The organism is Aerococcus viridans (assembly GCF_001543285.1).
GTDB lineage: Bacteria > Bacillota > Bacilli > Lactobacillales > Aerococcaceae > Aerococcus > Aerococcus viridans.
The window spans coordinates 1,414,490-1,438,572 of sequence record NZ_CP014164.1 but is presented as its reverse complement, the minus strand read 5'-3'; the positions used below and the strand labels follow the sequence as shown (position 1 = coordinate 1,438,572).

21 protein-coding genes and 2 pseudogenes are annotated in these 24,083 nt (G+C 40.8%); 21 read left to right on the top strand and 2 right to left on the bottom strand.

The annotated features are described in order from the left end of the window. Nucleotides 1–10: 10 nt before the first annotated feature. The 14 genes and pseudogenes from AWM76_RS06860 to AWM76_RS06800 all read left to right on the top strand — a co-directional run bounded on the left by AWM76_RS06860 (nt 11) and on the right by AWM76_RS06800 (nt 13,735). The gene (locus AWM76_RS06860; protein ID WP_003141810.1) at nt 11–3,673 is read left to right on the top strand and encodes a phosphoribosylformylglycinamidine synthase; all 3,663 of its coding nucleotides are present in this window, start codon (nt 11–13) and stop codon (nt 3,671–3,673) included. Between the two features lie 14 nt (nt 3,674–3,687). Then, nucleotides 3,688–4,167, top strand: coding sequence for a 5-(carboxyamino)imidazole ribonucleotide mutase (gene purE / locus AWM76_RS06855; protein WP_003141809.1), 480 nt, complete (start codon nt 3,688–3,690; stop codon nt 4,165–4,167). 13 nt (nt 4,168–4,180) lie between these two features. Beyond that, the gene (locus AWM76_RS06850) at nt 4,181–5,431 is read left to right on the top strand and encodes an amidophosphoribosyltransferase (RefSeq protein WP_003141807.1); all 1,251 of its coding nucleotides are present in this window, start codon (nt 4,181–4,183) and stop codon (nt 5,429–5,431) included. 30 nt (nt 5,432–5,461) lie between these two features. Further along, complete coding sequence (gene purM / locus AWM76_RS06845; protein ID WP_003141806.1) at nt 5,462–6,487, top strand: phosphoribosylformylglycinamidine cyclo-ligase; 1,026 nt, start codon at nt 5,462–5,464, stop codon at nt 6,485–6,487. Then, nucleotides 6,484–7,047: a phosphoribosylglycinamide formyltransferase gene (gene purN / locus AWM76_RS06840; RefSeq protein ID WP_003141805.1), complete on the top strand. Its 564-nt coding sequence runs from the start codon at nt 6,484–6,486 to the stop codon at nt 7,045–7,047. Before purM ends, purN begins: the two co-directional genes overlap by 4 nt. Before the next feature lie 52 nt (nt 7,048–7,099). Beyond that, nucleotides 7,100–8,620, top strand: coding sequence for a bifunctional phosphoribosylaminoimidazolecarboxamide formyltransferase/IMP cyclohydrolase (purH, locus tag AWM76_RS06835; protein ID WP_003141804.1), 1,521 nt, complete (start codon nt 7,100–7,102; stop codon nt 8,618–8,620). A 30-nt stretch (nt 8,621–8,650) separates the two neighbouring features. After that, the gene (purD, locus tag AWM76_RS06830) at nt 8,651–9,904 is read left to right on the top strand and encodes a phosphoribosylamine--glycine ligase (RefSeq protein WP_003141803.1); all 1,254 of its coding nucleotides are present in this window, start codon (nt 8,651–8,653) and stop codon (nt 9,902–9,904) included. A gap of 36 nt (nt 9,905–9,940) precedes the next feature. Next, nucleotides 9,941–10,135 (top strand): annotated as a pseudogene (locus AWM76_RS06825) (ABC transporter ATP-binding protein); the annotation flags it as partial. 467 nt (nt 10,136–10,602) lie between these two features. Then, a pseudogene (gene yidD / locus AWM76_RS10445) lies at nt 10,603–10,874 on the top strand (membrane protein insertion efficiency factor YidD). A gap of 4 nt (nt 10,875–10,878) precedes the next feature. Then, nucleotides 10,879–11,199: a thioredoxin gene (trxA, locus tag AWM76_RS06820; protein ID WP_003141800.1), complete on the top strand. Its 321-nt coding sequence runs from the start codon at nt 10,879–10,881 to the stop codon at nt 11,197–11,199. 22 nt (nt 11,200–11,221) lie between these two features. Further along, complete coding sequence (locus AWM76_RS06815; RefSeq protein ID WP_003141799.1) at nt 11,222–11,527, top strand: rhodanese-like domain-containing protein; 306 nt, start codon at nt 11,222–11,224, stop codon at nt 11,525–11,527. Then, nucleotides 11,527–13,179, top strand: a complete 1,653-nt coding sequence (locus AWM76_RS06810) for an FAD-dependent oxidoreductase (protein ID WP_003141798.1) — start codon at nt 11,527–11,529, stop codon at nt 13,177–13,179. The genes AWM76_RS06815 and AWM76_RS06810 overlap by 1 nt, the downstream gene beginning before the upstream one ends. Next, a complete protein-coding gene (locus AWM76_RS06805; protein ID WP_003141797.1) occupies nt 13,179–13,475 on the top strand; it encodes a rhodanese-like domain-containing protein in 297 nt (98 codons plus the stop codon). The genes AWM76_RS06810 and AWM76_RS06805 overlap by 1 nt, the downstream gene beginning before the upstream one ends. After that, the gene (locus AWM76_RS06800) at nt 13,475–13,735 is read left to right on the top strand and encodes a metal-sensitive transcriptional regulator (RefSeq protein WP_003141795.1); all 261 of its coding nucleotides are present in this window, start codon (nt 13,475–13,477) and stop codon (nt 13,733–13,735) included. The genes AWM76_RS06805 and AWM76_RS06800 overlap by 1 nt, the downstream gene beginning before the upstream one ends. A gap of 141 nt (nt 13,736–13,876) precedes the next feature. Here the strand turns inward: AWM76_RS06800 and AWM76_RS10440 are convergent, their stop codons facing one another. Both AWM76_RS10440 and AWM76_RS06795 read right to left on the bottom strand, forming a co-directional pair. After that, entirely contained in the window at nt 13,877–14,047 is a 171-nt protein-coding gene (locus tag AWM76_RS10440; RefSeq protein ID WP_003141793.1) for a transcriptional regulator, read from the bottom strand. A gap of 297 nt (nt 14,048–14,344) precedes the next feature. Continuing rightward, nucleotides 14,345–15,109 (bottom strand): (S)-acetoin forming diacetyl reductase, encoded by a 765-nt coding sequence (locus AWM76_RS06795; protein ID WP_003141791.1) that lies wholly within the window; start codon nt 15,107–15,109, stop codon nt 14,345–14,347. A gap of 1,053 nt (nt 15,110–16,162) precedes the next feature. Here AWM76_RS06795 and AWM76_RS06785 point away from each other — a divergent pair. From AWM76_RS06785 to AWM76_RS06755, 7 genes are all read left to right on the top strand, one after another. Continuing rightward, nucleotides 16,163–16,654, top strand: coding sequence for an LURP-one-related/scramblase family protein (locus AWM76_RS06785; protein WP_106427279.1), 492 nt, complete (start codon nt 16,163–16,165; stop codon nt 16,652–16,654). Between the two features lie 212 nt (nt 16,655–16,866). Next, nucleotides 16,867–18,228 (top strand): Y-family DNA polymerase, encoded by a 1,362-nt coding sequence (locus tag AWM76_RS06780; protein ID WP_003141785.1) that lies wholly within the window; start codon nt 16,867–16,869, stop codon nt 18,226–18,228. After that, the gene (locus AWM76_RS06775; protein WP_003141784.1) at nt 18,221–18,691 is read left to right on the top strand and encodes a hypothetical protein; all 471 of its coding nucleotides are present in this window, start codon (nt 18,221–18,223) and stop codon (nt 18,689–18,691) included. Before AWM76_RS06780 ends, AWM76_RS06775 begins: the two co-directional genes overlap by 8 nt. Before the next feature lie 148 nt (nt 18,692–18,839). After that, nucleotides 18,840–21,461: an ATP-dependent chaperone ClpB gene (clpB, locus tag AWM76_RS06770; RefSeq protein ID WP_003141782.1), complete on the top strand. Its 2,622-nt coding sequence runs from the start codon at nt 18,840–18,842 to the stop codon at nt 21,459–21,461. A gap of 188 nt (nt 21,462–21,649) precedes the next feature. Beyond that, nucleotides 21,650–22,261 (top strand): NfeD family protein, encoded by a 612-nt coding sequence (locus AWM76_RS06765; protein ID WP_106427278.1) that lies wholly within the window; start codon nt 21,650–21,652, stop codon nt 22,259–22,261. Next, entirely contained in the window at nt 22,254–23,261 is a 1,008-nt protein-coding gene (floA, locus tag AWM76_RS06760; RefSeq protein WP_003141779.1) for a flotillin-like protein FloA, read from the top strand. The genes AWM76_RS06765 and floA overlap by 8 nt, the downstream gene beginning before the upstream one ends. After that, nucleotides 23,261–24,079, top strand: coding sequence for a hypothetical protein (locus AWM76_RS06755; RefSeq protein ID WP_003141777.1), 819 nt, complete (start codon nt 23,261–23,263; stop codon nt 24,077–24,079). Before floA ends, AWM76_RS06755 begins: the two co-directional genes overlap by 1 nt. The last annotated feature ends 4 nt before the right edge of the window (nt 24,080–24,083 follow it).

Genomic DNA, 24,083 nt, shown 5'->3' with positions numbered 1-24,083 from the left:
GAGGCCAAACATGCAAGTTATTACAAAAAATAACGCCCAATTCGATGTTGAAGGTCAAAAATACACTAAAGAGGCCTTAGAATTTTTAAATTTTGCTGCGGATACTGAAATTGCTTTCTACAATCTTTACCAATTTGAGGGGGCTTCTGAAGCTACCCTTGAAGCGGTCCAAAAAGCCTTATTCGATACTGAAAAATTAACTTTTATCGAAGAAATCCCGAGCGCTGACTACACTTTCCGCTACCGCCAAGTGACTGGTCAATACAATGAACATGAGCAAATGATGACGGAAATGATCCAACATGTGCTTGGATTTGAAGAAGTCAAAGTTTTCCATTCTAAAGTCGTGACTTTAAACAATGTCACACCAGACCAAGGGCAAATTTTTGAAAATTACTTCATCAATCCGGTTGAAAATACCGTCATTGCCATGGATGAACCCCCATTTGAAATTTACCCTTCATCTACTGAAGAACTTGAGGAAGTTGTTGGTTTCACCGAAATGTCTGAAGCTGATTTAGTTGACCTATCTCAAAAATTCTCCATGGATTTAGATGACTTGCGATTTTGCCAAGAATATTTTAAATCTGAAAACCGTAATCCCAATTTAACTGAGTTGAAAGTCATTGATACATACTGGTCAGACCACTGTCGTCACACCACTTTCAACACCCAAATCGATATCGTCACCATCGATGCCGGTCGCTACGAACCCTTATTCAAGGCAGCTTTAAATGATTATTTAGAGAAAAGAGCACAACTTGGCCGTTCTGAACGTCCTATCACCTTGATGGACCTAGGAACAATTCAAAGCCGTTACTTACGGGAAAATGGCATCCTTGACAATGTTGAGATTTCACCTGAAGTGAATGCTTGTGCTTTAGAAATTAAGGTAGACGTTGATGGCACTGAAGAAGATTGGATCCTTTACTTTAAAAATGAAACCCATAACCACCCCACAGAAATCGAACCATTTGGTGGTGCGTCTACTTGTGTTGGTGGAGGGGTTCGTGATCCATTATCTGGTAGAAGTTGGGTATACCAAGGGATGCGGATTTCGGGGGCTAAAGACCCTAATCTACCACTTGAGGCCACTCATCCTGAAAAGTTACCGCAAAGAACTATTACGAAACGTGCCTTAGAAGGTAATAGCGATTACGCCAACCAAATCGGTTTAACGGGTGGTTATGCTGAAGAAATTTACCATCCTGGTTATGAAGCTAAACGTTTGGAAACAGGGGCTTTAATTTCAGCGGCACCAAAAGAAAATATCGTCCGCGAAGAACCTGTCGCAACTGACAAAATCATCTTATTAGGTGGCCGGACTGGTCGTGACGGTTTGGGTGCAGCCGTTGGGTCATCGCAAATTCAAACCGAACAATCTCTTGAAAATGCAGGTGCTGAAGTACAAAAAGGGGCCGCAGCCATTGAAAGAAAAATTACCCGTTTATTTAGACGCGGTGAAGCAACACGTTTAATTAAACGTTGTAACGACTTTGGTGCTGGTGGGATTTCTGTTGCTGTTGGTGAGCTTGCAGACGGATTGGATATTCAACTGGATGATGTGCCGGTGAAATACCCTGGTATGCATGGTGGTGAAATTGCCCTTTCTGAATCGCAAGAACGTATGGCTGTTGTGGTTGCTGAGAAAGACATTGAAGCCTTTTTACAATACTGCGAAGAGGAAGATGTTGAGTCGACGATTATTGCTGAAGTGACTGATAATGACCGGATGCAAATGACTTGGTCAGGTAAGCAAATCATTGATTTATCAAGAGCCTTCTTAGATTCAAATGGGGCGGCTAAACACGCGAATGCAACCTTACTACAACCAAAAACCCTTTTCCAAAATGATGTGAAAGCAGGGACAGTCTGGGATGAAGCGTCATTAAAAGCTTATATGTCAACCTTAAATAGAGCAAGCCAGAAGGCTATGGCGGAACAGTTTGACGGTTCGATTGGTCGTGCGTCTGTACTCTTCCCATTCGGTGGTAAATACCGGGCAACGCCTGAATTAGGTATGGTCTCAAAATTACCAGTTGCTGGTGGTAAAACGACCACAACGTCTGGTATGGCCTACGGATTTGACCCTTACTTATCAGAACAATCACCGTTCCACGGGGCTTTCTACTCAGTGATTGAATCAGTCAGCCGCATGGTGGCCTTAGGATTTGACTATAAAGATTTACGTCTATCCTTCCAAGAATTCTTTGAAAACTTACAAAATGATCCAGAACGCTGGGGTAAACCTGTTTTATCTCTATTAGGGGCCAACTTAGCTATGTCTGGACTTAATTTAGCGAGTATCGGTGGAAAGGATTCCATGTCAGGAACCTTTGATGATATCGACGTACCGCCAACTTTACTGTCATTCGCGGTTGCGCAAGGTCACGTAGACCAAGTGGTTTCTCGTGCCTTCAAGCAAGTGGGTTCAACAGTTGTCTTAGTGGAAAACCCATTAGACCGGGACTGGACCATCGATTTAGACCAAGAAAAAGCCATCTATGAAACCATCCATCAATTGGCTAAAGGGGACGCTTTATTAGCTGCTTCGACTGTTGGTTTTAACGGGATGTTGAAAGATTTAATCGAAATGTCTTATGGAAATGGGATTTCTGTCGCTGTTTCAGAGGACTTCACCAACCGCTTGGCTGAACCAATGATGGGGGCTTTCCTTTTAGAATTAGCCGGCGATCCTAAAGACCTACTTGGGGATATTCCTTACCAAGTTGTCGGCCAAACGCAAGCGGATACCATTCAAATTGCTGGTCAAGACTACGCTGTCAAGGCGATTGAAGCTGCCTCAAATGAAGTTTTTGCTTCTGTATTTGATCAGATTGAAACTGCTGACCGCCAAACACCTAAAATTGTCGCAGGCAATAGTTTTGCATGTCCTAATAGTTCTCTTGGCCAAACAGCAACCCCGGTCAAAGCTTTGATTCCAGTTTTATACGGAACCAACGGTGAATATGACTTACAATTTGCCCTTGAAGAAGCTGGATTTGACTGTCAAGTGATGGTCATCGCCGACTCATCAAATGCCAAATTTGAGCAATCAATTCAAACGTTACTTGAAAAGTTAAAAGAGACACAATTACTGGCTTTACCAAATGGGTCAATCTTTGGTAACCAAACGGATGAACAAGGTCGTGCTTGGGAATTGATCCTTAACAGACCAGATGTCAGCCAAGCTATTGACGCTCATCTAAAAGCCGATCGCTTGATTATCGGGTCTGGATCTGCTTTTTCAGCCTTAATCCGCACTGGTTTAATTGAATTTGGCCAAGTGACTGGTCATTCAGCAATTCGTGTTTTACCAAATAAAAACGGCAAGTTTGTGTCTGATTTGACTACTGGCCGTGTGGTTTCTGAAAAATCAGCCTTTACCACTGGTCGAGCTAACAAAACCTATACCGCACCGCTTGCAACAGCATTTGGTCGCGTTGTATTAGGAGAAGCAGCAGAAAAAATCAAAGCTAATGGTCAAGTGATTGCTGCTTTTGATACTTATTTTGCAGAAGAAAATATTGACGGCTTAGCTAGTCCAAACGGTTTAGTCTTTGGGACCATCTCTTCATTTGAGAGAAGTGGCCAAGACCTCTACCAAAACGTGCCAAGTCAAGGTGGAAATCCATTCTTAACTGAAGCTTTTGCGTATTTAAACGCCAAATAGGAGGAAATTATATTATGTTCGTTAGAATTATTATGGGTAGTTCAAGTGATGTTGAAATCGCCCGCAAAGTAACTAGTAACCTAAGTAAATTTGAAATTCCTTACCAAGTATCTGTGATTTCTGCTCACCGCGCTTTAGATGATCTACAAGCCTTAGTTGGACAAAATGACGCTGACCTTTATATCGGTATTGCCGGTAAAGCGACACATTTACCAGGGGTGATTGCTGGCATGACGGTAAAACCAGTAATCGGTGTACCGGTTAAATCATCTACCTTGTCAGGTTTAGATGCCTTATTATCTATCGTTCAAATGCCAAAAGGTGTCCCAGTTGCGACTGTGGCCCTTGATGGTGGGGAAAACGCGGCTGTTTTAGCCGTACAAATATTAGCAGTAGCAGACCAAGCTTTAACAGAAAAATTAAACGACTATAAAAAAGAGTTAAGCGGTGGTGTTCGCGATATGAACAACGAAGCAGCGATTCAAGCGTTGTAGTAGGTGGGGCTAAATGAGTGGTATTTTAGGCGTTTACGCTTTCGATAATATTGAAGCATTTCCGCATCTATATTACGGTCTCTATGCTTTGCAACACCGAGGGCAAGCGGCTGTCGGTATTGGGACCATTACGCCAGATGGTGACAGTCAATTGATCCGTGAAAAAGGGTTAATCAGTGAACATTTTGGTGACGGTTTGATTGAACATATGCCGGGGAATAAGGGGATTGGATTTGTCCAATACCCCTTTGAAAACCGGGAAAGTGAGCCTATGCCTTTCTACCATGAAGGGGCTTTAATGGCGATTGATGGGGAAATTGAAAATGAAGATTTCACCTACCAGGCTTGTATTGAAGTGCTAGGGCAAGATGTTGAAATAATTAAGGCTTATTTTGAAGCTTTAATCGGGAAATTTACCTTGATTTATATGAACAACGATCGGTTTATCGCCTATAAACATTTAGACGGGATTAAACCCTTAGCCATTGGGAAGATGGACGATACCATCATTGCGAGTTCAGAAACGGCAGCGATTGATTCGATTGCTGGGCACGTGACTCGTGAAATCCAACCGGGTGAATTGTTTGTTCAAACAAAAACACAATGCATTTCTTACTACCTATCGGCCAACATGGCAGCAACCGAAAACCTGGATGCCTTCGAGTTTATTTATACGGCGCGTCCGGATTCCATTCTAGACGGGATTTCTGTCTATGATGCGCGTTATCGTTTAGGGGAAACCTTGTGGCAAGAAGACCAATTGCACAAAGGCATTGTGATTGGGGCACCAGAATCGGGTGTGATTTCGTCTATGGGTTACGCTAAGGCGTCAGGATTACCCTATGAGCAAGGATTTGTCCGTAACCGCTATATTGGCCGGACCTTTATTCAGTCATCGCAAACCATTCGCGAACGAAATATTGAAATCAAATTGACCCCAATTAAAAGTATTGTGGCCAACCGTGAAGTCATTTTAATCGATGATTCGATTGTGCGAGGTTCAACTATTAAACGAACGGTCAACACCTTAAAGGAAGCAGGGGCAAGTAAGATTCATGTGCGAATTGCTGCGCCACCAGTTGTGAAGGGTGAATCGATGACCGTGGATATTCCAGACAAGCACCAACTTGTGGCTTACAACCGGACGATTGAGGAAGTGAGAGACCTGATTGGCTGTGACAGCTTGAAATATATTTCTTTAGATGGCTTTCACCGTGCCATCGGGCGCAATAAACTGTATGAACCTTATTTTACTGAAGAATAAGTGACAGATAGAAGATAATAGGAGATCAAAATGGGATTAGATTATAAGTCTGCTGGGGTCAACAAAGAAGCCGGCTACCAGCAGGTGCAATTAATTAAAGACATGATGAAAGCCACTTATACAGATCAGGTGATGACTGAAACGGGTGGCTTTTCAGGTATGGTTGAACTGGGTGCGCCGGATATGAAGGCGCCCGTTTTAGTTTCAGGGACTGACGGCGTAGGAACTAAATTAATGGTGGCCCAAGAAGTTGGTATCCATGACACCGTTGGGATTGATCTTGTTGCGATGTGTGTCAATGATATTATCTGCCAAGGTGCCAAGCCCTTATTTTTCCTGGACTATATTGCGACAGGTAAATTAGTCCCCGAGAAAATGGCCAGTATCGTCCAAGGCGTAGCCGATGGTTGTAAACAAGCTGGTGCTGCCTTAATCGGTGGTGAAACTGCTGAAATGCCAGGTATGTACGGCGAAGACGACTATGATTTAGCTGGATTTGCTGTCGGTCTTGTCGATAAAGAAAAAATCATTTCAGGAAAAGACATCAAAGCGGGCGATATCGCTATTGCCTTGCCGTCTTCAGGTGTTCATTCTAATGGGTTTTCTTTGGTTAGAGCCATATTAGAAAAAAATAAGATTGATTTTAATGATCAATATCGAGATACTAATAAGACGGTGGGCGAAGTTTTACTGACACCTACAAAAATCTATGCTAAAGATGTGCTGGCTTTAGTCAATGCCATGACTGTTAAAGGTTTGGCTCATATTACAGGCGGTGGTTTATTTGAAAACGTACCGCGTACTTTACCTGAAGGGCTTGGTTTAACGGTTAATCGTGATCAAATCCCAACGCTAGATATTTTTGATTATTTACAAGATCTAGGCCAGGTGGCAGAGGATGAAATGTTTGGAACCTTTAACATGGGGATCGGCATGGTCATTTTCCTAGACCCAGCGGATGTTGATGCGGCCTTACAAGTTTTAGCGGCTAATGACAGCGGCGCCTTTAAATTAGGTCAGGTGACGACGCAAGCTGATGGAGTATCTTTTGTATGATCAAAATTGGCGTTTTAATTTCTGGCGGTGGAACCAATCTGCAGGCCATTATAGATGCTTGTCGTCTAGGTGACCTACCAGCTGAAGTGTCAGTAGTTATTTCAAATAAGGTGGATGCTTATGGTTTAGAACGAGCCAAAAAGGCTGGGATTGACCAAGTTTATACCAATGATGATGAGCAGATTCTAGCGACTTTACAGGGCTATGACGTGGATATTGTGGTTTTAGCAGGATACTTGAAATTGATTGCCAAAGACTTGGTCCAAGCTTTTGAAGGCCGGATGTTGAATATTCATCCGTCACTTATTCCGGCATTCTCAGGTAAGGGGTATTACGGGTTGAAAGTCCATCAAGCAGCCATTAATCGCGGGGTTAAAGTAACTGGGGCGACCGTTCATTTAGTGGATGAAAACTTTGATGAGGGGAAAATCTTGATTCAAGAAGTCGTTGCTGTTTTGCCGACAGACACTGCAGAAACCTTGCAGGCACGCGTTTTAGCAGTAGAACACAGTATATTAGTCACAGCTATTGCTGAGGTCATTGGCGGTCTAGGCGGCTAGGTTTAGCGATTAAGCGAAGAAAAAAATATTACGGAGACATAAGGAGACAAAAATGAAAAGAGCTTTAATTTCTGTTTACGATAAGACTGGTATTGTTGAATTTGCGACCAAATTAGACCAATTAGGTTGGGAAATCATCTCTACAGGTGGGACAAAATCTTTATTAGAAGAAGCTGGAATCAAGGTGATTGCTGTTGAAGAAGTAACCAATTCACCTGAAATTTTACAGGGGCGTGTGAAGACCTTACATCCACATATTCATGGTGGGATCTTATTCAACCGTGACATTCCTGAACATCAAGAAACAGTTGACGAGTTAGGGATTCATGCCATTGATATGGTCATCAACAGCTTATATCCATTTGAAGAAACCGTAAATAATACGGCCTCATCTAAGGCAGAAATTATCGAAAAAATCGATGTTGGTGGTCCTTCAATGATCCGTGCAGCAGCTAAAAACTACAAAGACGTCTTAATTGTTACAGACGCAGCGGATTATGATTTAGTTGCTGACGCTTTGGAAAATGATAAGAATACTCTTGAATTACGGGAAAATCTAGCGGCAAAAGCCTTTAGATTAACGGCTTTCTATGATGCCATGATCGCTGAATACTTTACTGGCCTAGCTGATGAAAAATTCCCAGAACTATTAACAAAAGCCTTCCGTTATAAGGAAGAATTGCGTTACGGTGAAAACCCTCACCAAGCGGCTGTTTACTATGAAAGTCCGCTTGAAGATGACTTTGACTTAGAACAATTACACGGGAAACAAATTTCTTACAACAACTACAATGACATGCGGGCCAATATGGACCTTGTCCAAGAGTTTGACGAGCCAGTTTGTGTGGCAGTCAAACATGCCAATCCATGTGGGGTAGCGGTTGCTGATACACCGGCAGACGCATACAGAAAAGCATTTGCTGGGGACCCAGTGTCTATTTTCGGTGGGATTATTGGTTTTAACCGCACGGTTGATGCTGAAACGGCTGAAGAATTGTCGAAAATTTTCCTAGAAATTATTGTGGCGCCTGACTTTACGGAAGAAGCTTTTGCCATTTTGGCCAAAAAGAAAAATCTACGTTTAGTTAAATCGACTAAATTAGGTGAATTCAAGGGTAAAGGGACAACTTATAAGGAAACAGTGGGCGGCTTGTTAATCCAAGATAAAGACTTACCAATCTACGCGGAAACAGGTCTTGAACTTAAAACAGACCGTCAAGTAACCGACAAAGAGTTAGAAGATATGGACTTTGCTTGGAAAGTGGCTAAACACTGTGCGTCAAACGCTATGGTCATTGCAAAGGACAAACAAACCTACGCTTTAGGTCACGGGGAAGTGCGTCGCGTATGGGCGCTTGAAGATGCCTTACAACGGTCTGAATTCCCGTTAGAAGGGGCAGTTGTCGCTTCAGACGGCTTTTTCTTCCCAGATACCATCGACAGTTTACATGAATATGGCATTAAAGCCATCGTACAACCAGGTGGTTCTGTCCAAGATGAGAAAGTGATTCAAGCAGCTAAAGCTTACGATATTTCAGTTGTGTTCACTGGCATGCGTCATTTCAAACACTAATGACGAGCTGTTCATTCCTAAGGAGAAATCATGAAAATTTTAATTATTGGTGCTGGTGGTAGAGAACATGCCATTGCTTGGAAATTAGCCCAGTCCAACCGACCAGTTGATATTTTTCTAGCACCTGGAAATGCAGGTACGGCAAGTGATTATACCAATGTCCCAATCGACGTGATGGACTTTGACCGCTTACTTGATTTTGCCTTAACTGAGGCCATCGAGCTGGTGATTGTAGGGCCAGAGGATCCGCTTTGTGCCGGCATTGTTGACCTTTTCCAAGAGGCTGGTATTGCTGTTTTTGGTCCAGACAAAATAAGCGCCCAACTAGAAGCTAGCAAGGATTTGACCAAGCAATTTTTGAATAAATATCAAATTCCAACTGCTAACTCTTTTACCACAGCTGACTATGCTCAAGCCAAGGCCTATATCAACCAAGCTGACCTGCCAATCGTTATTAAGGCGGACGGTTTATGCAAGGGCAAGGGCGTTGTGATTTGTCACAGTCTTGAAGCAGCAGAAACTACTTTAAAAGACATGTTGCTTGATCAAAGTTTCGGTGATTCCGCTAGCCAAGTCGTTATTGAAGACTATTTAGACGGCTATGAGCAGTCACTTTTATGTTTCGTGTCCAATAACCAATTGGTACCCATGGAGACGGCCCAAGATTATAAGAAGGCATTTGATGGCGATTTAGGGCCCAATACGGGTGGCGTGGGTGTTTATTCTTTACCAAGAACGCCTGAAACCACTGATCCAGCCTTGGAGGCACAGATCAAAGCTATTTTGGGGCAGATTGAACGTGGGTTAATCGCTGAAAAATTTTCTTTTTATGGGATTTTATTTATCGGCTTTATGATTCAAGATGGCCAAGCGAAAGTCTTGGAATTTAATGTCCGTTTTGGGGATCCTGAGACGGAAGTGCTTTTACCTAGACTTGAAAGTGACTTGCTGACGGTATTTGAAAAGACCCTAGCTGGCACTTTAAAACCCACAGATTTAACCTGGTCTAAACAAGCTGCAGTCGGTGTAGTCTTATATTCTAAAGGCTATCCTGGTGCTTACGACAACCATGTTGCGATTGAATCCTTACCTGAAGGCGCCTTGATTTTCCATAACGGGACGACGACAGATGAAGCAGGGCAATTGATTACAAACGGTGGTCGTGTCCTCACGCCAGTTGCCTTAGCAGATGACATTCAAAGCGCCCGCCAGGCAGCCTACAAGCTTGTGGACCAGATTCACGGTGCATCACTGACTTACCGGACCGATATTGCCAAGTTATAAATGTAAATACTTTTTCCAAAGCTAGTATGCGACAGCTTACAAGAAGCTATGGACAAATTGATGGAAGGTAGAACATCATTCGTGATCGCCCACCGTTTATCAACTATCCGTAACGCTGATATTATCTTAGTTATGGACCACAGTAATATCATTGAACAAGGTAACCATGAGCCTTTAATGGCTAAGGGTGGCTTCTATGCGGATCTTTATAACAGTCAGTTTGCAAAATAGCATGTAACTTTAAATTTAAAAGTAAGAGAACAGGTTGTAAAACTTCCTGTTCTCTTATTTTTTTTACTTCTGGAGCAACTCAGTTTTATACTCTCTCCCTTTCTTCAACATTAGTATTAGGCATGCCGAAATAGACTTCTAGAGGAGTTCCTGAATGAATTAACCGACGTATTGTTTCTTTTTTTCATTTTTTGATTCTCCGTGCATTTGTTACTGTAGTTGTCTAATTTCTTGCTTCTCTGCGATAAAAAATAAGCATACCGTTAATATCCTTCTTCTATTTACAATGGTTTCTCAAATCACTAGATACCATTAAGTTACCTATATATTCAAGCCTATTTAACACTGTTCGGTAGTACTATATCTAGATAACAAATAAAATATTAAAAAATGTTATTTGCAGTCTGCATCCTTCAGTAAGAAAAAACTTTACAAATAATACCTATGGGGGTATAATATAAATACGCATAGGGGTATATAAAAAAGCAACATCCTTTTACCAAGTTAAAGATTATCAAAAAGTGATTTCACCACTGCTTCCGCCGAGATGTCGTGAGTATCCCACTTGCTCGCACCCTGCTGTTGAAGGGGTGGGAAAACACGGCGCAACAAAAGGGTCTCTGATGCAAGCTGGACGTATATGCGGTGTCATCCATTTGTTAAAGGTGGATATGATCTAGTGCTAAGTACATTTTCAGTGAAAAGAAATAGCAAACTAAAGATAAATAGAGAGGAATAATCAAATGACAGTAAAAGTAACTGATAGCACTTTAGCATCCGAAGTACAAGACGGGATTACACTAGTCGATTTTTGGGCGCCTTGGTGTGGACCATGTAAAATGCTAGGACCAGTATTAGAAGAATTAGCAGCAGAGTTTGCATCTAAAATTAAAATGGCAAAATTGAATATTGACGAAAATAATGTAACAGCCAGTCAACTGGGTGTCATTAGCATTCCGACTATGGTTTTATATAAAGATGGTCAACCGGTTGAAAAAATAGTCGGTTATCAACCTAAAGAATTACTGAAAGAGTATTTAACGGAAAAAGTAACCATAAAATAATCATCTATTGAGGAGAAAAAATATGTTTTTTAAAAAAATGCCTACGATTTCAACCACTGAATTGGAAAAGAAATTAACCGATAAACCGCAAATTATTGACGTGAGAGAACCACATGAATTTAAAAATGGTCATATTCCAGGAGCTAAAAATCTGCCATTGTCTAAAGTTGCTAACTACACGCCTAAAGGTCAAGTTTATGTAGTGTGTCAATCGGGAATGCGTAGTAAACGAGCAACGAAAATGTTACTGAAACAAGGGCATGATGCTATCAACGTCCGTGGTGGCATGATGGCCTGGACAGGCGCAACAAAAGGAGGTAAGAATTAATGAGAATAGTCATTATAGGTGGTGTAGCAGGCGGAATGTCTGCCGCTACAAGGTTAAGACGGTTGAATGAAACAGCAGAAATTATCGTGTTAGAAAAAGGGCCCTATGTGTCATTTGCTAATTGTGGTTTGCCTTATTATGTCGCTGGAGAAATTGATGAACGGACGGACTTGTTAGTTCAAACGCCAGAAACGTTGCAAGCAAGATTCGATTTAGATGTGCGGCCAAATAGTGAAGCTATTTCTATCGATTCCGATAATAAAGAAGTGGTCGTAAAAACCGATCAAGAAACATACACGCTGGGGTATGATAAATTAATCTTATCCCCAGGAGCAAAACCATTCATTCCACAAGCAAAGGGATTAGAAGAAGCAGAGAATATATTTACCTTACGTTCCGTTCCTGATGTCGATGCGATTGCCAACTTTATCAATATACACAACTCTAAAAAAGCAGTTGTCATAGGTGCTGGGTTTATCGGGCTAGAAATGGCAGAAAGTTTAGCCCAACGAGGAATAGAAGTTACTATTGTGGAGAAAGCACCACATGTACTACCACCTTTTGATGAAGAAATGGCAGCTTATATAACGAAAGAATTAGTAGCTAATGGTATAAAATTGTATACAGGGTTGGCAGCTGAATCATTTGAAGAAAAAGGTAAAATCGTAGTATTGGAAAATGGAGAACGCTTGGAGAGTGATATCACTTTAATGTCTGTCGGTGTAAAACCGGAAACAACGGTAGCTTTAACAGCCGGTGTCGAAACAGGTTTACGCGGTGGGATAGTCGTTGATGACCAATATGAAACTAGTCAAAAAGATATTTACGCTGTGGGGGATGCGATTGTCGTTAAACAACAGATCAACGGAGAAGACACAATGATTGCATTGGCTTCGCCAGCTAACCGACAAGGCCGTCAAGTGGCTGATGTCATTAGCGGATTAGACCGTAAAAATAAAGGTAGCATAGGGACAGCGATTGTACGAGTGTTCAAAATGGCAGCAGCGTCGACTGGTTTGAATGAACGCCAATTGCAACAAGCTGATGAGGCGTACGAAGTGATACACATTCAAGGAAAAAGTCATGCTGGCTATTATCCTAATGCAAAAACTATTGTATTAAAGTTATTGTTTCATCCGACCACAGGTAAAATTTATGGTGCTCAAGCCATCGGAGAAGATGGTGTAGATAAACGGATTGATATCATTGCTACAGCTATTAAAGCCGGAATGACGGTACAGGAGTTGCCGGAATTAGAGTTCACTTATGCCCCTCCATTTGGTTCTGCTAAAGATCCTGTTAATATGGCTGGTTATGTAGCTTTAAATCTTATGGAAGGCATTAGTGAGTCTATTCAATGGTATGAATTAGAAGACAAGCAAGCAGAAGGATATTTACTGCTAGATGTTCGAAATGAAGGTGAACTGAAATCCAACGGCCGCTTAAAAGGTGCAATCAATATTCCTTTAGATAGTTTGCGAGACCGCATGGCGGAGTTGCCCAAAGATCAACCGATTATTGTCAGCTGTCACAGTGGACTGCGTAGCTATGCAGCAGAAAGAATATTGAAACAAAATGGCTACCAAGCCAAAAATTTAGATGGCGCATTTGCTCTTTACTCAACTGTAAAACCAGAAAAGGTGGTAAAATAATGTATAATTCAATATCAATGTCAGAATTTGAACAAAAATGGAAAGAAAATAATCTTCCTTTAGTAGACGTTAGAGAAATCGACGAATGGGAAAATGGTCACCTGGACGGCGCAATCCATGTTCCTTTAAGTAATCTTTCAGCTGAAAAAAATAAATTGGATAAAAGCCAAGAGTATTATGTAATGTGCCACTCTGGAGCACGTTCTTCAATGGCTTGTCAACAATTAGCACAAGAAGGATACAACGTGATAAATGTAATGGGCGGAATTTCTGCTTGGAACGGAGAAATTGTTTAATGGAATACGATAAAAAAATTGTGAATCGCTTGAAACGTTCTGACGGTCAATTGCATGGCGTTTTGAATATGATGGAAGAAGGAAAAGATTGCGTGGATATTGTGACTCAATTATCAGCGGTTCGCTCTAGTATTGATCGTGCGATTAGTTTAATTGTTGCCGAAAATTTAGTAGAATGTGTGCAAGAAAATATTAAAGATGGTAGCACAGGTGAAGAGCGTATTCAACAAGCAATTCAGTTACTAATGAAGAGTCGCTAGCCATGTGTTATGACTATTACTACATTAACGTGTAACAATATTTTAAATGAATATAAAGGTATAATATTGGAAACACAAAATAAGAGAACAGGTTGCTAAGATGCCTGTTCTCTTATTTTTTACTTCTAGAGCAAGCAACTTTCATAGCTTTTTCGTTAATCTAAAAATTGTTGATTTTGAAGTTAAAGTTTCATATGCTAATTTTTGTATGTTCAAATCTTTTAAATCAGTTTGATAACTGGCAATATAATCTAATACATTTTGTTCAATTTCAGTATAGCTTTGACTGTTGGAATAGAACTGGTTTGCCATTATGACTCCTTTCTTAAACCTAAATTTTGAGTCAGACAATTAATATCCTTAATTATTCATTACTGTCATAATGAAATTTTACTATGAAATGAAAAAAACATGAATTTAATCAATTATTCTCTTCTAGCTATTTATGATTTATCTCCTAAAAATATAGTTATATACATACGGGGAATACATGTATATTGATCTTAAATCAACGTGATCCAAGATTAGATAAACGTTTGATTTGTGTATTCAACAAAAACACCCCCGATTTCTCGAAGGGTGTTATCAAAATTCATCAAATCATTTAGCTTAGTGGAAGACCATACCACCATCAACAACGATTGTTTGACCTGTAATATATGTTGAGTCTGGTCCAGCTAGGAATGCTACTACGTTGGCTACATCTTCTGGTTCTGATAGACGTTTAAGGGTAATGTTTTGTGCGAATTGATTCATACCCCACTCATCGTCTTTACCTGCATTGACTCCTACTTCGTGAGCGATACCAAACATCATTGGTGTCTTCACGATACCAGGTGCGTATGCTGTCACAGTAATATCATCTTGAGCTAGGTCACGGGCTAATACTTGTGTAATACCGCGGACTGCAAATTTTGAGCCTGAGTATAAAGCTAATTCAGGGTTACCCAATACCCCTGCTTGTGACGTAGCATTGATGATTCGACCACCGTGACCGAAGGCTTTGAAGTGTTTTTGAGCAGCTTGTGCACCCCAGATTACACCTGCTACGTTGATACCATATACTTGGTCGAACATTTCTTGGGTAATTGTTTCTAATGGTGTTGTCGGTGCAACACCCGCATTATTGACAACTACATTTAAATCACCAAAATGTGCTGCAATTTTATCAAATGCTTCAAATACCTGTTCACGTTTAGACACATCTGCGCCTGCAGCAATAGCATCACCTTCTGGGAATTCGGCTACAGCAGCTTCAGCTGTTTCGGGATTATAATCAACAATACCAATTTTAAAGCCATCTGCATGTAGACGTTTAGCAATCGCTAACCCAATCCCTTGACCAGCACCTGTAACAATCGCAACTTTTACCATAATATAACCTCTTCCTTTGTGAATTCTTTAACATCTTTATAAATAAAGTATACCTATTATTGAAAACGCATTCAATCTTTCTCTACGTTGGTTGCAACCGTTTTCTTAATTTTCAGATGAAATCATTTTTTGTAACAAAAAAAGTTCTTTTAAACATACATTTTTGTATATTTTCATTGATGACAAGTAAAAACAGTGTAGGTATCATGGAAATTCCAAAACTACATTCTTATATGGACTTAATCAAGGAGTGGCGGTATGAGTAATCGGGCTTTTATCCTGATTGTGAAAGATTGTATACTTTCAATTACAAATAAGCTATATTTGGAAACTTCATGTTGGTGTAGTTTCTCAAATGAGAAATTTTGCGTCGCACAACTTTATCCAATTTGAAAAATGATCCAAATTCGATTTTAACATCTACAGTAATAACAATTATGAAAATTCAGGATTATATTAATAAAGGCGAGTTAATTATTAGTGACAAAATACTGGAACAACGTTACGAGTATGACGTTGATAAGACTGTCGCAGAAGTAAAAGAAATCCTAAATGGAGATGACCCCGACAGCTTATCGGGATCATCTTTTGTGGGTAGCGTAACTCTCTTTTTTATTTGTTCAGTTTAACGGTAGGGTTTCATATCAGTAAAAGCTTTCTTTTTTGTTATCTCGTATTCAAAAGTTAAGACTTATAACCGAAAATGCCAGCCGTTGTGTAAATTGCAATTGTTGGCATTTTTGGTTTATACATTTTTTATCAATAAATATAGGCCGATAAGAAGTAAGGATAGGGTTAAGAAACCATGGACGATTTTTGTCGATTGAAATTCTTTGGGATATTTAAATAAAAAGATAAACCCGTTAACGAAACCGGCGACAACGAGCAAGATAGCGAAAATGGTTAAATACATAATAACTCCTTTACGATGATGGATTCTCTTTCTAATTATACCTTAGATTTCGGACTAAAGTATGAGTGATATCATGTGAATTTTTCTTAGTATAAGGGTATAGTGATCGATGAGTTAACAGTAGAAAGGGTGATAAGATAGTGAAATTATATATGAAAAACCAATTACTATCGTTGAAACGCGACTTTAATTTGAAGAATGAAGATGGCGATCCTGTTTATAAAATCAAGAATAAATGGCTGTCAATTGGCCAACAATTTCGCATTATTGACCTAGCTCAGGATAAAGAAGTGGCGCAAGTGAAAGAGCAAATGATTGATTTGATGCCAACGGTCGATGTGTATGATGAAAATAATGACAAGGTAGCTGAAATCCGCAAGAAGGTTTCCTTATTTAGAGATAACTACAAGGTCACGTCATTGGATTGGAATGTGAAGGGGAATATTCTTGATTTTGATTTCCGTATTACGGATGAAAATGGCGACCAAATTGCCCGTATCGACCGTAAGTTGATTTCAATTCGCGATACTTTTGTGATTGATATCGAAGACCATGTGCCGGCTGACGTGGTGCCGATTATTTTAGGTGTGGTAATGGCGATTGACTTAGTAGTTGAGCGCGAAGAAGAGTAAGACGAAGAAGATAAAAAAGGAAGACTAAAATTGTATTTAAATAGTTAACTGAGGAGGCTGCGACCGTACGGATCGTGGTCTTTTTATTTTTGTTTCAACATTTCCTTTGAAATCACTTGTATTTACCGAACGTACGTTCTATTATTGACAGGAACACACGTTCGATTTTTTTGGAATAAAAGATTAAATATCTAAACTAAGGAGGACTGAGGATGTTTGCAAATAATGTAACGTTTGACTATTCAAAGGAACCCAGTCGCGATATTTTGTGTATCGATTGTAAGTCATTTTATGCTTCGGTGGAGGCAGTAGCGCGTGATTTAGACCCACTAACAACAAAATTAGTGGTCATGTCCTATCATGATGAAAAAGGTGGTCAGAGTAGGGGCTCGGGCCTTATTTTGGCTAGCTCACCCGCCGCTAAGAAAGCCTTTAATATTTCCAACGTGACCCGGGCCCGTGATTTACCTTATCCCTATCCAGAAGATTTGGTGATCGCTCAACCGCGTATGCGGTTTTATATGGAGAAGAATCAAGAGATTAATCGGATCTATAAAAGCTACGTGGACGAAGCCAACCATCACGTATTTTCAATAGATGAGAGTTTCCTAGATGTGACGGATTCATTTCGCCTATTTAAGGTGAATAATGCATACGAAATGGCTCAGAAAATACAAAAGGATGTCTATGACCAGACCGGCATTTATACCACGATTGGCATTGGCGATAACCCGTTTCTAGCCAAAGTGGCCTTAGATATTGGCGCGAAAAAGGAGGGCGATATGATTGCTGAATGGCGGTATGAGGATGTGCCGGATACCCTATGGCAGATTGCTGATTTAACAGAAGTCTGCGGTATTGGCCACCGAATGGCCCGCCGGCTAAAGGGGATGGGTATTAATAATGTCTATGACCTCGCCCATTCTTCTTATTACGTATTAAAAGATAAATTAGGGGTCATGGGTGCCCAACTTTATGCCCATTCGTGGGGCGTGGACCGGTCTTTTCTCGGCACCCCTTATACCACAAAGGACAAGTCCATTGGCAACAGTCAAGTGCTACCAAGAGACTACACCGATAAGGATGAAATTGCTGTCGTCGTCAAGGAAATGGCTGACCAAATTGGTACCCGTTTAAGACGAGCTGGCGCGCAAACCCAAGTCGTCGGTCTTGGCTTAGGCTATTCTATGGGCTACTTTGATACAAGTGGTAAAAGGGGTATTCATAAGCAAGTCAAGGTAACACCGACCAATCAAAGTAAGGTGATTGCTGAAGTGGCCTTGTACCTGCTGTCCTTACTTTATGAAAACCAAGTCATCCGGCATATTTCTTTATACAGTGGCAACCTTGTTTACCATCAAGCAATTCAATTAAATTTATTTGAAAGTGAAAATAATCAAGTAGCGGACATGAAAACAGATGTGATTGTAGATACCATCCGTAAGAAATACGGTTTTAAGAGTTTGGTCTATGCCTCGTCTCTTAAAGCTGGCGGTCGGGCAATTGACCGGTCTAGTTTGGTCGGCGGACATGCTGGTGGTATGGCGGGTATCGAAGGTGAGGCGCATGGCTAAGCGGCTTGAACCTTGGGAACTCCCGAACGCTAGAAGACGGGCCCAACTGTCTTGGTTGAAAAAGCAACGACACCCAAGGACCCGTAAACACTTCACGCCTTATAACGAATACGAAGACCGGACCTTTGGTATGAAGTGGGCTACTGCTTATGCCATGGATGAATTGGTCAAAGGCATTCAAACCAACCATAAAGATGCAGCTAAGGCATCTATTCCACTGCCAGAGATGACGAGGGAAGAGGTTGACCAAGTCTTGCAGGAAGCTTGGTTAAACCACTATCCTGTTTCTATTCAATTGTCTTTGAAAGATCATTTAGGCCGCTACCTTGATCGTATCTTTGGTTGGTTTAATGGGGAGAGTAATTATTTCTATTTTTTAATCGGTAGTCAGAAGATTTTGTGGGATGATGTGCGCCATATTGAATTGGTCAAAGAAAGTAAGTGGTCACATATTGACCTTTAGTTTGATGTTTATAGTTAAGTTTTAATATAATACTGATATATCAAGGATTCTGATGGTTAAAAAAGTCAAAAATATCACTAATAAATGTTTGACCTATCCTGACCAATTTGCTATACTATATACATAAAGTGAAAAGGAGAGATGTGAAATGGCAAACATGGAAATGACTACAACCTTACAAGAGGCAATCGCAAATGCCCAACAAATTGCTATGACACGTAAACATCAAGAAATTGGTATTCCCCATATGTTTACAGCGTTAGTGCAACCTGGAAACTTTGCTTATGACTTTTATGAAGATTTAAATGTGCCAATGGCAGAACTTACAGAAGAATTAAACCGTGAATTAGATGCGGTACCAGTGGTCCAAGGTACAAATGTACAATATGGCCAAGGGCTATCACGTGGTTTGGGTGAATTGATTCAAAAAGCCCAAGCGCGTGCAGAAAAACAAGGTGACGAATTCTTAGCCACCGAAATGGTGCTAGCGGCACTGAATGATGTCGCTTATACAGACCTTGCAAAATGGTTTAAAAAACATCAAATTACCGCCAAAGCAGTAGAAGAAAAAATTGAAGATTTGAGACAGGGTGATCGTGTGACAAGTAAACAAGCAGAAGAAAATTACGAAGCTTTAGAGAAATATGGCGTCGACTTAGTCGAACAAGTTAAAGCAGGTAAAATGGATCCTATCATCGGACGTGATGAAGAAATTCGTGATGTGGTCCGTATCTTGTCTCGTAAATCTAAAAATAACCCGGTCCTAATTGGTGAACCTGGTGTAGGTAAAACCGCTATCGTTGAAGGTTTAGCCCAACGTATTGTAAAAAAAGATGTCCCTGACAACTTAAAAGACAAAACAGTCTTCTCGTTAGATATGGGTGCCTTGATTTCAGGGGCTAAATACCGGGGTGAATTTGAAGAACGGTTGAAAGCAGTCTTAAATGAAGTGAAAAAGGCAGACGGCCGGATTATCTTATTTATCGATGAAATCCACAACATTGTAGGTGCCGGTAAGACTGAAGGGTCAATGGACGCTGGAAACTTACTTAAACCGATGTTGGCTCGTGGCGAATTGCACTGCATTGGTGCCACAACCTTAGATGAATATCGTCAATACATGGAAAAAGACAAGGCTTTGGAACGTCGTTTCCAACGTGTCTTAGTCAAAGAACCAAGTGTTGAAGATACTATTTCAATCTTACGTGGTTTGAAAGAACGGTATGAATTGCACCATGAAGTAACGATACATGACCAAGCTTTAGTAGCGGCAGCTGAATTGTCAGACCGTTACATCACTGACCGGTACTTACCGGATAAGGCCCTTGATTTGGTGGATGAAGCTAGTGCTGAAATCCGCGTGCAAATGAACTCATTGCCAACAGAGTTAGACCAAGAACGTCGTCGTTTAATTCAACTAGAAATTGAGGAAAAAGCCTTACTAGAAGAAAAAGATGAGGCAAGTAAACGCCGGTTAGCTGACCTTCAAGAAGAGTTAGCCGAGGTCCGTGAAAGAACTAACCAATTAACCATGCAATGGCAAGTTGAAAAAGGCGGTATGTCTGATATCAACGCTAAACGTCAAGAAATTGAAAATGCCAAACATGCTTTGGAGCAAGCGGAAAATGAATACAATCTTGAAGAAGCAGCCAGATTAAAACATGCGATTATTCCAACCTTGGAACAAGAATTAGCAGATATGGAAAAAGCCTACCACGAGCATGCAGACAAGAGTGCTGACCGTTTGGTAGAAGAATCTGTAACTGAAGACTCTATCGCCGCAGTGGTTTCAAGAGTGACTGGGATCCCTGTGAATAAATTAGTCGAAGGGGAACGTGAAAAATTACTTCACTTAGATGACACCTTACATACACGTGTGGTAGGTCAAGATGAAGCAGTTGATAGCGTGACAAATGCGGTATTACGTTCACGTGCCGGTGTTCAAGATCCAAACCGTCCGTTAGGTTCATTCTTATTCTTAGGACCGACTGGTGTTGGTAAAACTGAGCTGGCTAAAGCCTTAGCTGAAGCCATGTTTGATTCAGAAAACAACATGGTCCGTCTTGATATGAGTGAATACATGGATAAAATCAATGTGACTCGTTTAATCGGGGCAGCGCCTGGTTATGTTGGTTACGAAGAAGGTGGCCAATTAACCGAAGCTGTACGTCGTAATCCATATACAGTGGTCTTACTAGATGAGGTTGAAAAAGCCCATCCAGATGTCTTCAATATCCTGTTACAAATCTTAGATGACGGTCGTCTAACTGACTCACAAGGTCGGATTGTAGACTTTAAAAATACCATCATCATTATGACAAGTAACTTAGGATCAGATGCCTTGTTAGACGGTACTGATGAGAATGGCGAAATCGATGATGAAGCAAGAGAAGCTGTTCAAAGTGCTTTAAAAATGCACTTTAGACCTGAATTCTTAAACCGTATCGATGACACTATTTTATTCAGACCATTATCACACAATGATATGGACGGTATCGTACGCAAGATGTTAGCACAATTAAGTGACCGCTTAGCTAGCCAAGAAATTGCTGTAACATTTAGTGATGAATTGGTGAGCTGGATTGGTGACACTGCTTATGATCCACAATTTGGTGCACGACCATTGCGTCGTTTCATCACCAACCAAGTGGAAACACCAGTAGCACGTGCCATCATTGCAGGTACGATCAGTAAGCAACATGCAGTGAATATCTCAATTGATGAAAATCATGAAATCAAGTTTGATGTGACACCCTTAGTCCAAAATTAAACCTATATAAAAAATAAGTAATAGATCAATTCTCCGCAAACGGGTAGTAAGCCTAATTTGCGGAGAATTTTTTTATCGCATAAGTTTGTTTTCAAAGAGGAGAAACCGTTGAAGCTAGGCTATCATTATGAAAGCGGTCTTTCAATATGGTAAAATATATAGTATAGAAGATGGATGGAGGTGGAGAAATGGAGACAGTATTATTTTCCATTGGTATCCTAGCCATTATCGCTGGAATGATGACGCGTCATTATATGCTTGGAGGCATTGTGGGTGCGGGATCTTTCTTATTGTATTTTGGTTTGTATGACAATGGGTCTTGGTTGTCGCTAGTGCTTTTCGCTTTAGGGACAGTCTTGATTATTTCCGAAGTATTTTTACCTACTTACGGAATATTGGGTGTCGTAGGTTTGTTGATCGGTGCCTGGGGATTGATGGGACAGACTGCTGATATTGGTGACGCGGTGGTAGATTTAACTATCGGTGTTGTTGTGGGTATCGTGGCCTTTTATATTTTAGTCAAGTTGGGTTACCGGATTCCTTTTAACGATCAAATCGTATTGAATACATCTTTGAATCGGGAGAGAGGTTATCAATCGCAGAGTGTGTCTGTTGCGGATTATGTTTCGCAAGAGGCTGTGACGCTTACGCCACTGAGACCGACTGGGAAGGCAACTTTCTCGGACGGGAATATCTTGGAAGTGATGAGTGACAATGAAGTGATTGGTAGTGATGAACAGGTGGTTGTTGTGAGGATTCGTAACAATCAATTATTAGTAAGGAGAGTGAACCATGAGTAGTTCGTATGGAAATGACACAAGTATTTGGGGAATTTTGATTTTAGCCATTCTTATTCTAGTCGTTTTAATTTTATTCTTTACCTTTGTGCCAGTTGGCCTTTGGGTAACAGCTTATTTCTCTGGTGTTAAGGTGGGGATAGGCGATTTAGTCGGCATGCGGCTACGTCGGGTAAATCCAAATAACATTATTAAACCTTTGATTAAGGCGACAAAAGCCGGATTAACCATTGATCTAAATGATTTAGAGGCCCACTATTTAGCGGGTGGGGATATCAATATGGTCGTGGATGCCTTAATCGCAGCCCAACGCGCCAATATTGACCTAGAGTTTGAACAAGCTGCAGCCATTGACTTAGCGGGCCGTGACGTATTTGAGGCTGTTCAAGTGTCTGTTAATCCTAAAGTGATTGAAACACCCATTATTTCTGCAGTTGCGATGAATGGGATAGAAGTACGTGCTAAAGCGAAAGTAACTGTACGCGCTAATATTGAACGTTTAGTTGGGGGTGCTGGTGAATCTACTATCATCGCCCGTGTAGGTGAAGGTATTGTTACCACCGTTGGTTCAGCAGTGACACACTCAGATGTTTTGGAAAACCCAGATGTGATTTCACAAACTATTTTGCGAAAAGGTTTAGACTCTGGAACAGCTTTTGAAATCCTATCGATTGATATTGCGGACGTTGATGTAGGCCGTAACATCGGTGCGAAATTACAGGCAGAGCAAGCGGAAGCGGATAAACGAATTGCCCAAGCGAAAGCTGAAGAGCGTCGTGCGATGGCCGTTGCCCAAGAACAAGAAAACATTGCGAAAACGCAAGAAATGCGCGCGAAAGTTGTGGAAGCACAGTCTCAAGTACCAGAAGCCTTAGCTGAGGCCTTTAGAAACGGTAAAATTGGGGTAATGGACTACTACAATATGCAAAATATTCAAGCGGATACGAAGATGCGCGAAAGTCTTTCTGAAGGAGATTCTGAATACAATTCAGGTGATCAATAATGGAACTGATTGGAATTCTGATCTTCGTCTTTGCGCTAGCGCACAGCTTTTACAAGGATCATCGAAAGAAGCTAGAAGCAGAAGAGAAGGCGAAAGCGAAACGATTTGATGCTTCTAATCAACCTTCGCGGATGAGTGAAAACGGCGTGAATCGACAAAGAAACACGCGCCAAACCCAAGCTCGACAGACTCGACAAACTTTAAATCGTCAAAGTACCAGTCGCGGTAGATACCAAGAAGATAAGAAGCCAAAAACCTTGGCGAATTATCTAGCTAAAGCGCAAGAGTATATAGATGAAGTGGATGCGGATGCGCAGAAGTCATTTGAAGAAGTGAAGGCTGAAAAGATTCAAGTTACAAAGCAACAGGATCAAAGACGAAATGCAAATCAACAAAATCGTGGTCAGCAGTATGCTAAACAAAATCAAGCTATGGGGGGCCAGAAGCGTCAAAACCAACATGCAACCTTAAAGCAAGCTGAGGGCGGTCAAAGTACCGCGCTTGATGGTGAAGGAATGGGTTGGGATGTGTCGAATGGTGATTATTTTGACCAAGAAATGGCTGCCAATGTCCTTGAATTAGGGAAAGAATTGCAGCAAATGGATGAAATGTATGACCGTGAAGCGGACCGTTTTGATAGAGAAGTAGGCCAATTGTTTAAGGAAATGAAAAATCCAGGTAAAGATTTACGTGTGACGACTGAAAGCAAGAAAAAATCACGAAATCAACGCGAAATATTAGCTTTATCTAATCAAGATAACCTAAAACGTGGTATCTTATTAAAAGAAATACTGGACAAACCAGTAGCTAAAAGATAGGTGT

Bases quoted from the DNA above. Each gene is read 5' to 3' on its own strand.
- AWM76_RS06800 (WP_003141795.1), top strand. From the start codon at position 13,475: ATGGAATACGATAAAAAAATTGTGAATCGCTTGAAACGTTCTGACGGT.
- purM (WP_003141806.1), top strand. From the start codon at position 5,462: ATGGGATTAGATTATAAGTCTGCTGGGGTCAACAAAGAAGCCGGCTAC.
- purE (WP_003141809.1), top strand. From the start codon at position 3,688: ATGTTCGTTAGAATTATTATGGGTAGTTCAAGTGATGTTGAAATCGCC.
- AWM76_RS06810 (WP_003141798.1), top strand. From the start codon at position 11,527: ATGAGAATAGTCATTATAGGTGGTGTAGCAGGCGGAATGTCTGCCGCT.
- clpB (WP_003141782.1), top strand. From the start codon at position 18,840: ATGGCAAACATGGAAATGACTACAACCTTACAAGAGGCAATCGCAAAT.
- AWM76_RS06755 (WP_003141777.1), top strand. From the start codon at position 23,261: ATGGAACTGATTGGAATTCTGATCTTCGTCTTTGCGCTAGCGCACAGC.
- AWM76_RS06775 (WP_003141784.1), top strand. From the start codon at position 18,221: ATGGCTAAGCGGCTTGAACCTTGGGAACTCCCGAACGCTAGAAGACGG.
- AWM76_RS06765 (WP_106427278.1), top strand. From the start codon at position 21,650: ATGGAGACAGTATTATTTTCCATTGGTATCCTAGCCATTATCGCTGGA.
- AWM76_RS06860 (WP_003141810.1), top strand. From the start codon at position 11: ATGCAAGTTATTACAAAAAATAACGCCCAATTCGATGTTGAAGGTCAA.
- floA (WP_003141779.1), top strand. From the start codon at position 22,254: ATGAGTAGTTCGTATGGAAATGACACAAGTATTTGGGGAATTTTGATT.
- purH (WP_003141804.1), top strand. From the start codon at position 7,100: ATGAAAAGAGCTTTAATTTCTGTTTACGATAAGACTGGTATTGTTGAA.
- AWM76_RS10440 (WP_003141793.1), bottom strand. From the start codon at position 14,047: ATGGCAAACCAGTTCTATTCCAACAGTCAAAGCTATACTGAAATTGAA.
- AWM76_RS06850 (WP_003141807.1), top strand. From the start codon at position 4,181: ATGAGTGGTATTTTAGGCGTTTACGCTTTCGATAATATTGAAGCATTT.
- AWM76_RS06780 (WP_003141785.1), top strand. From the start codon at position 16,867: ATGTTTGCAAATAATGTAACGTTTGACTATTCAAAGGAACCCAGTCGC.
- trxA (WP_003141800.1), top strand. From the start codon at position 10,879: ATGACAGTAAAAGTAACTGATAGCACTTTAGCATCCGAAGTACAAGAC.
- AWM76_RS06815 (WP_003141799.1), top strand. From the start codon at position 11,222: ATGTTTTTTAAAAAAATGCCTACGATTTCAACCACTGAATTGGAAAAG.
- AWM76_RS06795 (WP_003141791.1), bottom strand. From the start codon at position 15,109: ATGGTAAAAGTTGCGATTGTTACAGGTGCTGGTCAAGGGATTGGGTTA.
- purD (WP_003141803.1), top strand. From the start codon at position 8,651: ATGAAAATTTTAATTATTGGTGCTGGTGGTAGAGAACATGCCATTGCT.
- AWM76_RS06805 (WP_003141797.1), top strand. From the start codon at position 13,179: ATGTATAATTCAATATCAATGTCAGAATTTGAACAAAAATGGAAAGAA.
- purN (WP_003141805.1), top strand. From the start codon at position 6,484: ATGATCAAAATTGGCGTTTTAATTTCTGGCGGTGGAACCAATCTGCAG.